Origin of the sequence: Sinorhizobium meliloti (assembly GCF_017876815.1) — a bacterium.
Lineage (GTDB): Bacteria > Pseudomonadota > Alphaproteobacteria > Rhizobiales > Rhizobiaceae > Sinorhizobium > Sinorhizobium meliloti.
The window spans coordinates 2,109,298-2,121,965 of record NZ_JAGIOS010000001.1 but is presented as its reverse complement, the minus strand read 5'-3'; the positions used below and the strand labels follow the sequence as shown (position 1 = coordinate 2,121,965).

Below are 12,668 nucleotides of genomic sequence, written 5' to 3'. Positions count from 1 at the left end.
GGCTCCCTGCCCTTCGCAGAAACAGGGTGCACAAGGCGCTGAAAAATCGGTAAGACATCGCACCGGAGCGGTACAGGGAACAGGTTCCTGCCGCCCCCGCGCTCCCAAGATCAACCGGCTCTCAGCTTCGGCAAAGGGAAATGACGATGACATTCAGGAAGGCCGCCCGAATCGCGCTTCTTCTGGCAATCCCGGGGCTGGTTCTCGCCGGCTGCGGGCGTAAGGGCGACCTCGACCGGCCGGGAGCCAGCACACCGATCAACACGAAAACGCCCGCCGGTACTGTCGCGCCGAAGCAAACCGTCGACGACCGCCCATTCCTGCTTGACCCCCTCCTCTGAGCCGAGGAAAGACCGTGAACCATTTCCAATACCGCGACGGAATTCTTTACGCCGAAGACGTGCCCCTGACCGAGATCGCGCGCGCCGTCGGCACGCCGTTCTACTGTTATTCCACCGCCACGCTGGAGCGCCATTACAAGGTCTTTTCGCAAGCCTTTGCCGATGTGGACGCCATGGTCTGCTATGCGATGAAGGCCAATTCGAACCAGGCCGTGCTGAAAACCCTCGGCCGTCTCGGCGCAGGCCTGGACGTCGTGTCCGAGGGCGAACTGCGCCGCGCGCTTGCAGCGGGCATTCCGGCAGGCCGGATCATGTTCTCGGGCGTCGGCAAGACAGCGCGCGAGATGGATTTTGCTCTCGAGGCAGGCATCTATTGCTTCAATGTCGAATCCGAGCCGGAGTTGGAGGTCCTGAACCAGAGGGCCGTTCGCGCCGGCAGACGAGCGCCGGTTTCCTTCCGCATCAATCCCGACGTCGATGCCCGCACCCATGCGAAGATCTCGACCGGCAAGAAGGAAAACAAGTTCGGCATTTCCTGGGAGCGGGCACGTGGCGTCTACGCTCATGCCGCCGAGCTTCCCGGCATCGAAGTGACCGGGATCGACATGCATATCGGCAGCCAGATCACCGAGCTGCAGCCCTTCGACGATGCCTTCAAGCTGTTGCGCGAACTGGTCGATACGCTGCGATCCGACGGGCATGTCATCGAGCACGTCGATATCGGCGGCGGTCTCGGCATTCCCTACCGTGAAGACAACAATCCGCCGCCGTTGCCGGACGCCTATGCCGATATCGTCAAGAACCAGCTCAAGGGCCTCGACTGCAAGATCGTCACCGAACCGGGCCGGCTGATCGTCGGCAATGCCGGCATTCTCGTGACCGAAGTGGTCTATGTGAAGGACGGCGGCGACAAGACCTTCGTCATCGTCGATGGAGCGATGAACGATCTCATCCGACCGACGCTCTACGAAGCCTATCACGAGATACGGCCGGTGAAGATTTCCGCCGCAAGCGCGCCGCGCATCAAGGCCGATGTCGTCGGGCCGGTCTGCGAGACCGGCGACTATCTGGCGCTCGACCGGGAGATGGCGATGCCGAAGCCCGGCGATCTTTTCGCGATCGGCTCGGCCGGCGCCTACGGTGCCGTACAGGCGGGAACCTATAACAGCCGCCTGCTGGTGCCCGAGGTGCTCGTCAAGGGCGATCGTTTCCACGTGATCCGCCCGCGCCGGGACTACGACGAGCTGATCGGCCTCGACTCGGTGCCGGACTGGCTCGACTGAGCTCCAGCGACGCGTTCACGATTGGGGTTGCCTGCGGCGATCACGCATTGTTTTACGGGCCGCCCTCGTCTTCGCCACAAACAATGTTATCCTGACCATTGACCGCCCGCGGTCGAAGGATCGAAAGGAAGTTTCGGCGGATGACGCAATTCCGGCAGGATGAAACGCCAAAACCGCAGTCGTTCGCCAGGATGCTGGCGGCGAAGCGATTCCTCGCCCGTTCTGTTCTTTTGGCCGAAGAGCTGCTGCCACGCATGCTCGTCCCTGCCTCGCTCGTTCTTCTGTTTCTCTCCGCCGGCTGGGTCGGCCTCTTTCGGGCCGCGCCGTTCTGGCTGCATGCCGCCCTTCTTCTTCTCTTCGTCGTAGGGCTGTTCGTCTCCCTGTTGCCGCTGACCCGCATTCGCTGGCCGGAAACGCCCGAGGCGGACCGGATGCTGGAAGAGCGCAACCGGCTGCCCCATCAGGCGATCCGCGTCCAGGACGATGCGCCCGCGACGGAAGGCGCGTTCGGCGCCGCACTCTGGCGCGAACATCAGGCGCGTATGGCGCGCATGGTCAGGGAACTCGATACGGGTCTGCCGCGGCCCGATATCGCACGGCATGACCCGTGGGCGCTGCGAGCCATCCCCGTCCTCCTTGCCTGCATCGCCTTCGCCTATTCCTATTCGAACCGCGCCGGACTGATTTCGGACGCCTTTCGCTTGCCCGAGCAGGAGGTAACGGCTGCCGACATCCGTATCGATGCATGGGTGACGCCGCCAGCCTATACCGGCCGCGCGCCGATCTTTCTCACGGGCCGTCAGGACGCGACGGACCCAGCACAGGAGAAGGATCCGCAGGAGAAGGCTCAGATCACGATACCGCAGTTCAGCGATCTTACGGTGCGGATAACCGGGGCCGGGACGGAGGAAACGGTCAGCTACGCCGAGGCGGGCAACGAGCCGTTGGCAATCCCGCCGTCCGACGCCAAGGCGGAGGCGACATCCAGGCCGGAAACAGCCAAACCTGAAACGCCCCGGTCTGAAACGCCCCAGGCAACTCCGAATGCGGTCCGCAATCATGTTTACAAGATCGCCAAGGACGGAACGCTCTCCGTCGGCGGCCAGAGCTGGAGCTTCAAGATCACGCCCGACAGCGTGCCCGGCATCGCTTTCGACGGCGCACCGCGTCCAACCGTCAATGCAGCGCTCGATATCAGCTACCTGGCACATGACGACTACGGCATCGCCCAGGCCTGGGCCGAAATCAAGCCCCTCGAGGAGCCCGCAAAGGATGCCCATCCGCTCTATGCCCCTCCCGAATATCGCCTCGATCTGCCGCGCCGCAATGCCCGTGAGGCAAAGGGTACGACGAGCCGCAATCTGAGTGAGCATCCGCTTGCCGGAAAGCGCGTGAGCGTCACGCTCGTCGCTCGTGATGCAGCCGGCCAGGAGGGACGAAGCGTGCCGCAGGAGATCGTTCTGCCTGCGCGCCGGTTCTTCGAACCCCTCGCCGCTGCCGTCGCAGAACAGCGCCAGGTCTTCGCGCTCGACGCCAACCAATTGCCGCGCGCGATCGATCTCAATGATGCGCTCACGCTTTACCCCGAGGAGACGATCCCCAATGCCACCCACTTCCTGCTCTTGAAGTCGGCACGCACGCGCATGCAGCTCGCCCGAAATGACGACATGCTGCGCGATGCCGCCGACCACCTGTGGGAAATCGCTCTCGGCATCGAGGACGGTGACCTGTCGCTCGCTGACCGGCGGCTGCGCGACGCGCAGCAGGCGCTGTCGGACGCGCTCGAACGCAACGCCTCGGACGAGGAAATCGCCCGGCTGATGGACGAGCTTCGCCAGGCGATGCAGGAATATATGCAGGCGCTCGCCGAGCAGGCCGCGAAGAACCCGGCAGTCGCCGCCAATCCCGAGATGAACAACGTTCTGCGCCAGCAGGACCTGCAGAAGATGATGGACCAGATCGAAAATCTGGCCCGTTCCGGCGCGCGCGATCAGGCGCGGCAGATGCTCTCCGAGCTGCAGAGGATGATGAACAATCTCCAGGCCGGACGCATGCAGCAGCAGATGGGCGAGCAGAACAACGCCATGCGGCAGCAGATGGACAAGCTCGGCGAGCTGATGCAGCAGCAGCAGCAACTGATGGACGAAACCTTCAAGCTGGACCAGGCACTGCGCGACCGGATGCAGCGCGGCGATCCGCTCGAAGGCGAGGACGAGGAACTCTTCGGCCAGGACATGCCCCAGGAGCCGGGGCAGCGGGGTGACCCCAATGGCCAACCCAACCCGATGGACGACATGACCGCCGAGCAATTGAAGGAGGCTCTTAAGCTATTGAGAGAGCAGCAGGAATCGCTCGGCAAGCAACTCGGCGACCTGCAGAAGGGGCTCGAGAATTTGGGGATCAAGCCCGGCAAGGGCTTCGGTCAGGCGCAGCGCGAGATGGAAGGTGCCGCCGGCGCTCTCGGGAAGGGCCAGGGCGAGCAGGCGGTCGGCAGCCAGGGCCGGGCCCTGCAGGCCCTGCGCGAGGGCGCGCAGGACATGATGAACCAAATGCAGGCCCAGGGTCAGGGGCAAGGTCCCGGACAAGGCATTCCGCAATATGGTCAGAACGGACGTGACCCGCTCGGACGCCGGCAGCAGAACGCCGGCCCCGATTTCGGCGATCAGGTGAAGGTGCCCGACGAGATCGACACGCAGCGCGCCCGCCAGATTCTGGAAGAGATCCGTCGTAAGTTGGGTGACAGCCTGTCGCCCGAGCTGGAGCGGCAGTATCTCGAGCGGCTGCTCGACATGCGGTGATGGCAAGGGCGGATGGGCCCTTCGGCGCTTACGCGCGTTTCAGCCCCTCATCCGGCCTGCCGGCCACCTTCTCCCCGCACGCGGGGCGAAGAGACAAGCGGCGCCAACTGAACTCTGCATTCACCGCCCGTTCGAGGGAGCGAGCGGGCGCGGCATATCCCTTCTCCCCGCTTGCGCAGGGCTGTCCGGGGAAAGTTCCGGGTGAATCGAAATGTCGCAGGCGCATGCCCCGTCAGACGGCGTTTTTCCGTCTATTTTCTGGTTGTCGAGACTCAGAAAAGGAGACGGAGCAGGGACTGTCAGGAATTCTGTGCGGTGGGCCGGTTTCATCAGTTGAAGAACCGCTCGCCAAAGATGACGGCGAACTGTGTCTTTGCCTCGACCCATTCCCGCGGCGCCCGTTTCCATTGCTCGGCCGCGTTGTTAAGAACGAGATATAACAGCTTCATCGCGGCTTCGTCACCAGGGAAATGCCCGCGGGAACGCACAGCTCGCCGAAGCTTCGAGTTGAGGGCCTCTATTGCGTTCGTCGTGTAGATGATGCGGCGGACCCCTTCGGGGAAGGCGAAGAAGGGAACGACGTGTTCCCAGTTGCGCCGCCAGCTTTGAGCGATAGCGGGATATTTCTGGCCCCAGTACCCTTCCTCGAAGGCCTCCAGCGCCTTCAGGCCCGCCTCGGCATCTCGGGCGCGGTAGATGGCTCTCAACGCCGGCACAACGGTCCTTCTATCCTTGTAGGATACGAACTCCAACGAGTGCCGGATCAGGTGGACGATGCAGGTCTGGACGATTGTTTGGGGAAAGACGGCGGTGATGGCCTCGGGGAAGCCCTTCAAGCCGTCGACCACGGCGATTAGGATATCCTGGCAACCGCGGTTCTTCAGCTCGTTCATGACCCGCAGCCAGAACTTTGCCCCTTCCGTCTGCTCGATCCAGAGCCCGAGGATCTCCTTGCTGCCGTCAGCGAGCACGGCCAGGGCGACATAGACGGCTTTGTTGCGTACGAAGCCCTCGTCTCTGATCTTGACCCGGATGGCGTCGAAAAACACGAGGGGGTAGCAAAGCTCGAGCGGCCGGTTTTGCCACTCTCCAACGGCCTCCAGAACCGTATCGGTCACCGCCGAGATCAGATCCGGCGACACATCGATGCCGTAGAGCTCTTCAAGATGCCCCTGGATCTCGCGCACTGTCATACCACGGGCGTACATCGAAATGATCTTATCGTCGAAATCGGGAAACCGGCGCTGATATCTGGCGATCAGCTTTGGGTCGAAGGTACCCGCCCGATCGCGCGGGATGGTCAGCGTCATCTTCGATGTGCCAGTCAAAACCGTCTTCTTGGAGGAACCGTTGCGCCTGTTGGCGGGGCCGCCCTCCAGGCGCTCGACGTCGAGATGGTCGTCAAGCTCCGCATTGAGGATGCGCTCTGAAAGCGCCTTCTTCAGATCGTCCAGCAAACCGTCCTTGCCGAAAACCTCGGATGGATCACGTCCAGCCAGGAGCTGGTCCAGAAGTTCTTTCTCGATAGCCATGTGATGATTCTCTCCTTTTCATCATCATGGCCCACCGCACAGAATTCCTGACAGTCCCGACGGAGCATGCGGTTCACCCCTAGCATTTTCGCCCAGCTGCTGAAAGCGATTGATCGCCGCAGCTTTCAGGCGATTGTGGATCGTCATGCCGGGGATGCCTACGACAAGTGCTTTACCAGCTGGGATCATCTGGTGGCACTGATCTATGCCCAGTTGAGCGCCACGACCAGCCTGCGCGGGTTGGAGGCGAGCTTCAACGCCAACAGTCAGCATCATTACCATCTCGGCAGTGGCCGGCTGATGCGCTCGACGCTGTCGGACGCCAACCGCCGCCGCCCGGTCGCCGTCTTCGCCGAGACCTTCGCGCTTCTGGCCGGTCAGCTCGACCGGCAGACGCGCCGGGAGGGCACCAAGATGCTGCGGCTGATCGATTCGACCCCGATACCGCTGGGTAAGCTGTACGATTGGGCCAAGTCGAACGGCCGCATCCGCGGCATGAAGCTGCATGTCGTCTATGATCCCAAGGCCGATTGTCCAGGCATCCTCGACATCACCGACGCCAACGTCAACGACGCCCAGATCGGCCGCACGATCACCATCGAAAAGGGCGCAACCTATGTCTTCGACAAGGGCTACTGCCATTACGGCTGGTGGACGGCGATCGCCGAAGCCGGCGCCAGTTTCGTCACCCGGCCGAAGACCAACATGGGACTGGCTTTGGTCGCTGAACGCCCCGTTGAGCAACCTCAAGGCGATGGCTTCCTGGTCCTCGAAGACAGCCAGGTCAGCCTCGCCAGCAAGGGCGATTCCAAGCTGCCGATCGGCTTGCGCCGGGTAATCGTCAAGCGCCAGGACGGCGATACGATCACGCTTCTGACCAACGACCTCGAGCGCTCCGCCGTCGAGATCGGCCAGCTCTATAAGGATCGCTGGCAGATCGAGCTTCTGTTCCGCTGGATCAAACAGCACCTCAAGATCCGCAAGTTCCTCGGCAACAACGACAACGCCATCCGCCTGCAGATCTTCGCCGCGATGATCGCCTATGCACTGTTGCGCATCGCCGCCCGCCTCGCCCGCGTCCCTCTACCGATCCTGCGCTTCACCGACCTCGTCACCCAGTGCCTGTTCCAGCGCAAAAGCATCGCCGAAATCCACAAGCCGCCGCAGGTCAATCCAAGCCGACCAAAACCCCGGACCATCCCAAACCAAATGGTCTTCCGCTATGCATGAATTTTCCCCGGACAGCCCTGCCGCTTGCGGGGAGAAGGTGGCGGCAGCCGGATGAGGGGCCGCGCGGACACATCAACCGCGTCCCTCTCGACGGCGGCGTCAGGCGGCCAGTGCGAGCGCTACGGCCTTGCGGATGTCGGGCAGTGAAAATGGCTTCTCGATGACGTCGACGACCTTGCCGGAGAGGTCGTCGGCACGCTCGCGTTGTTCGGCGTAGCCGGTCATCAACAGGATCTTCAATGCCGGAAATGCGGCGGCCGCCTGATGCGCAAGCTCGATGCCGTCCATGACCGGCATCCGGATATCGGATAGCAAGAGGTCGAACGGCTGATCGCGAAGGCAGGCAAGCCCATCGGCTCCGTCCCCGGCTTCAACCGTTTCGTGCCCGTCGAGCCGCAAAGCGCGCGCGACGAACGAGCGCAAGCCATCTTCGTCCTCGGTGATCAGGATTTTCGCCATCATGGCCTCCCGTATTTTTTCTGCGGGGAGCGGCGCGGCGATTGGATGCCATGGACGCTCCGTTGGATCTCCGTATCGTCCGCCGCCTCATGCGACCGCGATACGTCATCCAAACAAACAGCTTTTCGTTTGATTCCGGTAAACACGATAGGAGGCATTTTAATCATTCGGCGGCGCCGAGACGGTGCCCGTGACAGACGCACAGCAGAAAAGGTACGAGCCAAGTTAGGTTGCGTCGCCCGTCACCACTCCGACGAACGGCAGTTCGCGGAACGCGTAGGCGACATCCATTCCGTAGCCGACCACGAAATGATCCGGGCACTCGAAGCCGACATAATCCGCTTCGAGGTCGACGCGGCGCTTCACCCGCTTGTCGAGCAGCACCGCGATCGTGACGTTTCGTGCGCCGCGCTCCAGGAGCAGTTCCTTGGCGAAGCGCAGGGTGCGGCCGGACTCCAGAATGTCGTCGATGAGGAGCACGTCGCGATCACGCACATCGCTGTCGATATCCTTGGTGATCCTGACGCCCTTGGATTCGGTCCCGGTTCCGTAGCTCGAAAGCGTGATGAACTCGACCTCCGGAGCAAGGCCCGCCGCATGCATGGCGCGGATCAGATCGGCCGCGAAGATGAAGGAGCCCTTCAGGATCGAGATGACCAGAAGGTCCTTATGCGGCCCACGAACGATATCGGCGGCCATTTCCTGATTTCTCGCCGCAATGGTTTCGGCGCTGTAGAGGACTTCGATATTCTTGCCGCGGACGACGGGCATGCGGGTTTCTCCATTCGCAAGGAAGAACACCAGCCTTCCCTTCTTTAGCCGCGATTAGCACATTCAGCGAGCGGAAGCACCGCCTTCGGCAAAGGAAACCGTCAAGTCCGGCATTTTTCCGCCCTTCGTCGGCAGCGGGTGCATGTCGGCCCGCCCGTCGCCGCCGAAACCGGCGATCAGCAGGAATACCGTAAGTCCGAGAAAGGCGGCCAGGCCGGCAAAGCGCCGGGGCGACATCGCATCGAGCCTGGTCCCGGCCGCGACCAGGATCCGCCGTGCTGCACTCCGCAATCCCGGGGCGGCCGCCGCGTTGGCCTTTTGCCGGGCGCCGGCCCGGCGGTTGTCGTTGAACACCCCGGATAGGGGCTGCGCCGTGCGGTCGGCGCAACCGTTTCGAATTCGACATCGATATAGTCGAGGCGCCTCGGCTGAGCGGCGCTCGAACGCGAGGCGCGCTCCGGTGGAATGAGGTCGATGCCCGCGGTCTTTGCGCGAAATGCCTGCATGGGCGCTCCCCGGTGACGGCGCCGATCGTCTTGCCTGCAGCGCCGTACGTCTTCGCTCGATGCACATGCCATCTGCATGGATGCAAGGCATTGCTTCGAATCCTGACGAGACGTAAACCGAAATGGTTAATGTTTTGGAAAGAAGGCCGCGAAAGCCGCGTCTTTTCATGGAACGTTAACCCTTGCTTAACCATAGCGGCATGCGCGGTTTTGCCTTGGCAGCAGTGCCGTCCTACTGCATGTTCCTGAATTCGGAGCCTGTGCAAGCAGACATGCGGTGCTTGAAGTGCTTCACCGGCCGTGGCGCATCTGATAGACGGGTGGAGCTGCGATAATCCGGCCTTCGGCGGATTTAGCGAGGGTCGTGACGAGAGACTGGGCTGTCCCATTGATTCACTTTGAAAACGTCGGATTGCGCTATGGCATGGGACCAGAGATTCTCCGGGACCTGACATTCGATATTCCGCGCCGTTCCTTCCAGTTCCTGACCGGTCCGTCAGGCGCCGGCAAGACGACGCTGCTCCGGCTCCTCTTCCTGTCGCTCAAGCCGACGCGCGGCCTCATCCGCATGTTCGACCGCAACATCTCCTCCATTCCCCGTGAGGAGTTTCCGATGCTGCGCCGCCGGGTCGGCATCGTCTTCCAGGACTTTCGGCTGCTCGACCATCTGACGACTTATGAAAACGTCGCCCTGCCCCTCAGGGTCCGCGGCAAGGAGGAGTCGAGCTATCGCTCCGACGTGCTCGAGCTCCTTAAATGGGTGGGCCTCGGCGAGCGCCTCAACGTGCTGCCGCCGGTGCTGTCCGGCGGAGAGAAGCAGCGCGCCGCGATCGCTCGGGCTCTGATCGACCGGCCGGAGATTCTGCTTGCCGACGAGCCGACCGGCAACGTCGATCCGCCGATGGCGCGGCGATTGCTCAATCTCTTCATGGAACTCAATCGACTCGGGACCGCGGTGGTGATCGCCACGCACGACCTGTCCTTGATGGATCAGGTCGAGGCCCGGAGGATGATCCTGTCACAGGGACGGCTCGACATCTATGAATGAGAACCGTGTTCCCCGCCGCGAGTCAAACCCTCCGCCGCAGCAGCAGCAACGCCGCAGCGAGATGCGCGTGCGCCCGACGGGGCCGATCGTGCCTTCGGTCAACGTTTCCGGCCATGCGCTCATGTGCGTCATCGCCATCATGTCCTTTCTCGCCTGCCTGACCCTCGGCGGCGTCAGCATGGTGCGGGCGACCGCCCAGAGCTGGCAATCGCAGATCTCCCGTGAGATCACCATCCAGATCAAGCCGGACGACAACCTCGACATGGAGAGGGCGCTCGCCGATGCCCGGGATCTGGCGCTGACCTTCAGCGGCACGACGGGCGGCACGATCATCGACCGCGCGGCGACGGCACGCCTCCTGGAACCGTGGCTCGGTGGCGGGCTCGACCTGAACGAACTGCCCGTGCCGCGGCTCGTCGTCGTCACGATCGACGAGAGCAATCCCCCCGATTTCGCCGCGATGCGAAAGGCGCTCACCGAAACCATCCCGCAGGCCTTCCTCGATGATCATCGCACCTGGGTCGATCGCCTGGTAGCAATGGCGAGTACAACCACGATGATCGGCACCGGCGTCTTGGTACTGGTCTTCTCCGCGATGGTGCTGACGGTGGTTTTCGCCACCCGCGGCGCGCTGTCCGGCAATCGCCACATCGTCGAGGTCCTTCATTTCGTCGGAGCGGAAGCGAGTTTCGTCGCCGCCGAATTCCAGAAGCACTTTCTCCGAATCAGTCTGAAGGGCGCCGGCGCCGGCGGCCTTCTCGCTGCGCTGTCCTTTGCGCTGGCGAGCTTCTGGCAGTCGCAGACGCTTGCAACCCCTGAAACGGATCAGGCGACCGCTCTGTTCGGTACCTTCGCCATCGGCTACACCGGCTATCTTGGTATCTTCGGCATTATCGTCGTCATTGCCCTGCTGACGACCTTGACGGCGCGCCTTACCGTCATGCGGACGATCTACGAGATCGACCTTATCCGATCGGATCCGGGCCGGACCGACACCTTTCAGGGTTGAAATCGCCCGGAAGGCCATGAATTGCCCGCAATCGATCTATTCCCTGCCGCAATCTGCGGCTATGTGATGAGAATCATGAAGGCGGGAGAACTACGCGGGAGCGGGATGGCCGAAAGGGGCAAATGGCTGGAGAGGGCCGCGCGCCGTCGCCAGTCCCGCAGCCTGCTGCGCAAAGTGCTGCGCCGCGGCTTCTTCGTGCTGCTCGCCTTTCTCACCGTATTCATCGCCGGCTTCCTGCAATTCGCCGATACCGTCGCCTCGCTGCAGCCGCCTGCCACTCCGAAAGCGGATGCGATCGTGGTGCTGACCGGCGGCTTCCAACGAATAGACCAGGCGGTCGATCTCCTGAAACTCGGTGCCGGAAAGCGGCTCTTGATTTCCGGTGTTCATCCGTCGACGACACGAAGCCAGATCAGGCGCAACACCCAGAGCTCGGCCGACCTGTTCAAATGCTGCGTCGATATCGGTCATGCGGCGATCGATACGATCGGCAATGCGACCGAAACCTCGCTGTGGATCCGAAACCGAGGTTATCGGACGATCCTCGTGGTGACGAACAATTACCACATGCCGCGCAGCCTGCTCGAACTGCGCCGCGCCAGGCCCGAAACCGAATTCATCGCCTACCCGGTCGTCAATTCGGATCTCAAGACGACCAACTGGCTGCGCAATCCGCTGGTGCTGAAGGCCATTCTGCTCGAATACGGCAAATACTCGGTCGCCACGCTGCGCGATGTGATGGGCGCCCGCTGGACGAACGGCCTCAGGTCGGGCCCCTCTCATATTGCGCCGGCCGGGGAGTAGGACCGGCATAGAAAGGTGCTCTCGTCGCGAGGCTGTTTTCCTCCGCCGCATATTCGTGTAGGCAGCGTGGCGCACCGCACCCGCACCCGAGAGTCTGCCTGATGATCATCCTGCGTTCGATCCTCTTCAATCTGGTCTTCTATGCCAACCTGATCGTGCAGATGATCGTGCTGACGCCGTTCTATTTCCTTGTGCCGCGCAAGACGGCCTGGTTCGTGCCCAAGAACTGGGCGCGCAGCAACCACTGGCTGCTCGCGAAGATCGTCGGCACGACCTTCGAGATCGAGGGCCTCGAGAACATTCCGAAGGGCGCCTACATCTTCGCGCCGAAGCATCAGTCTTTCTGGGACGCCTATGCGCTTCTGCCTTGGCTCGACGATCCCTTCTATATCCTCAAACGGGAGCTCACCTGGATACCGCTGTTCGGCTGGTACATCGTCAAGCAGCGCATGGTTCCGGTGAACCGCGCCGCGCGCGGCAAGGCGATGACCGAGGTCATGGACCGCACGAAAAACGAGATGGCGACGGGGCGTCAGTTGATCATCTACCCCGAGGGGACCCGCCGCCCGCCCGGCGCACCGCCGGAGTACAAATACGGCATCGCCCGGCTCTATCGGGATCTCCAGGTGCCGGTGGTTCCCGTCGCGATGCATCCGGGGCTGTTCTGGCCGCGGCGCAAGTTCCTCCGTTTCCCTGGCCACTTCAAGGTGCGTGTCCTCCCGCCGATCGAGGCCGGGCTGGATCCGGACGCATTTCTGGCGAAGCTGGTGGAAGTTACGGAGGCTGCGAGCGACGACCTCCTCATCGAAACCGTGCGGGCAAATCCGCACCTGCCGCTGCCGCCCACCGCCGAACAGCGGCTGCGCGAACTCGGGGCTCGGTAGCCT

General features: G+C 62.6%; 11 protein-coding genes and 1 pseudogene. 8 read left to right on the top strand and 4 right to left on the bottom strand.

Annotation, left to right across the window (positions count from 1 at the left end; genetic code table 11):
• The first annotated feature begins 140 nt into the window (after nt 1-140).
• From lptM to JOH52_RS09970, 3 genes are all read left to right on the top strand, one after another.
• The gene (gene lptM, locus JOH52_RS09980) at nt 141-341 is read left to right on the top strand and encodes an LPS translocon maturation chaperone LptM (protein WP_003527415.1); all 201 of its coding nucleotides are present in this window, start codon (nt 141-143) and stop codon (nt 339-341) included.
• A gap of 14 nt (nt 342-355) precedes the next feature.
• The gene (gene lysA, locus JOH52_RS09975; RefSeq protein ID WP_010970101.1) at nt 356-1,624 is read left to right on the top strand and encodes a diaminopimelate decarboxylase; all 1,269 of its coding nucleotides are present in this window, start codon (nt 356-358) and stop codon (nt 1,622-1,624) included.
• Between the two features lie 140 nt (nt 1,625-1,764).
• Nucleotides 1,765-4,422, top strand: a complete 2,658-nt coding sequence (locus tag JOH52_RS09970; RefSeq protein ID WP_013844821.1) for a TIGR02302 family protein — start codon at nt 1,765-1,767, stop codon at nt 4,420-4,422.
• 329 nt (nt 4,423-4,751) lie between these two features.
• On the opposite strand, the gene JOH52_RS09965 is transcribed toward JOH52_RS09970, so the two are convergent.
• Entirely contained in the window at nt 4,752-5,954 is a 1,203-nt protein-coding gene (locus tag JOH52_RS09965) for an IS256-like element ISRm3 family transposase (protein WP_010967204.1), read from the bottom strand.
• 66 nt (nt 5,955-6,020) lie between these two features.
• Between JOH52_RS09965 and JOH52_RS09960 the strand changes: the two genes are divergently transcribed.
• Entirely contained in the window at nt 6,021-7,184 is a 1,164-nt protein-coding gene (locus JOH52_RS09960; protein ID WP_003537933.1) for an IS4-like element ISRm16 family transposase, read from the top strand.
• 99 nt (nt 7,185-7,283) lie between these two features.
• Here the strand turns inward: JOH52_RS09960 and JOH52_RS09955 are convergent, their stop codons facing one another.
• From JOH52_RS09955 to JOH52_RS09945, 3 genes and pseudogenes are all read right to left on the bottom strand, one after another.
• The gene (locus JOH52_RS09955; protein WP_003527419.1) at nt 7,284-7,643 is read right to left on the bottom strand and encodes a response regulator; all 360 of its coding nucleotides are present in this window, start codon (nt 7,641-7,643) and stop codon (nt 7,284-7,286) included.
• Between the two features lie 225 nt (nt 7,644-7,868).
• Entirely contained in the window at nt 7,869-8,414 is a 546-nt protein-coding gene (hpt, locus tag JOH52_RS09950) for a hypoxanthine phosphoribosyltransferase (RefSeq protein ID WP_003527423.1), read from the bottom strand.
• A 63-nt stretch (nt 8,415-8,477) separates the two neighbouring features.
• A pseudogene (locus JOH52_RS09945) lies at nt 8,478-8,920 on the bottom strand (hypothetical protein).
• A 364-nt stretch (nt 8,921-9,284) separates the two neighbouring features.
• Between JOH52_RS09945 and ftsE the strand changes: the two are divergent.
• The 4 genes from ftsE to JOH52_RS09925 all read left to right on the top strand — a co-directional run bounded on the left by ftsE (nt 9,285) and on the right by JOH52_RS09925 (nt 12,665).
• Nucleotides 9,285-9,968: a cell division ATP-binding protein FtsE gene (gene ftsE / locus JOH52_RS09940; RefSeq protein ID WP_010970104.1), complete on the top strand. Its 684-nt coding sequence runs from the start codon at nt 9,285-9,287 to the stop codon at nt 9,966-9,968.
• Nucleotides 9,961-10,977: a cell division protein FtsX gene (locus JOH52_RS09935; RefSeq protein ID WP_013844822.1), complete on the top strand. Its 1,017-nt coding sequence runs from the start codon at nt 9,961-9,963 to the stop codon at nt 10,975-10,977. Before ftsE ends, JOH52_RS09935 begins: the two co-directional genes overlap by 8 nt.
• Before the next feature lie 105 nt (nt 10,978-11,082).
• Nucleotides 11,083-11,781, top strand: coding sequence for a YdcF family protein (locus JOH52_RS09930; protein ID WP_003527433.1), 699 nt, complete (start codon nt 11,083-11,085; stop codon nt 11,779-11,781).
• 101 nt (nt 11,782-11,882) lie between these two features.
• Entirely contained in the window at nt 11,883-12,665 is a 783-nt protein-coding gene (locus JOH52_RS09925) for a lysophospholipid acyltransferase family protein (protein ID WP_010970106.1), read from the top strand.
• The last annotated feature ends 3 nt before the right edge of the window (nt 12,666-12,668 follow it).

Bases quoted from the DNA above. Each gene is read 5' to 3' on its own strand.
- JOH52_RS09925 (WP_010970106.1), top strand. From the start codon at position 11,883: ATGATCATCCTGCGTTCGATCCTCTTCAATCTGGTCTTCTATGCCAAC.
- JOH52_RS09960 (WP_003537933.1), top strand. From the start codon at position 6,021: ATGCGGTTCACCCCTAGCATTTTCGCCCAGCTGCTGAAAGCGATTGAT.
- lptM (WP_003527415.1), top strand. From the start codon at position 141: ATGACGATGACATTCAGGAAGGCCGCCCGAATCGCGCTTCTTCTGGCA.
- JOH52_RS09965 (WP_010967204.1), bottom strand. From the start codon at position 5,954: ATGGCTATCGAGAAAGAACTTCTGGACCAGCTCCTGGCTGGACGTGAT.
- JOH52_RS09935 (WP_013844822.1), top strand. From the start codon at position 9,961: ATGAATGAGAACCGTGTTCCCCGCCGCGAGTCAAACCCTCCGCCGCAG.
- JOH52_RS09930 (WP_003527433.1), top strand. From the start codon at position 11,083: ATGGCCGAAAGGGGCAAATGGCTGGAGAGGGCCGCGCGCCGTCGCCAG.
- JOH52_RS09955 (WP_003527419.1), bottom strand. From the start codon at position 7,643: ATGGCGAAAATCCTGATCACCGAGGACGAAGATGGCTTGCGCTCGTTC.
- hpt (WP_003527423.1), bottom strand. From the start codon at position 8,414: ATGCCCGTCGTCCGCGGCAAGAATATCGAAGTCCTCTACAGCGCCGAA.
- JOH52_RS09970 (WP_013844821.1), top strand. From the start codon at position 1,765: ATGACGCAATTCCGGCAGGATGAAACGCCAAAACCGCAGTCGTTCGCC.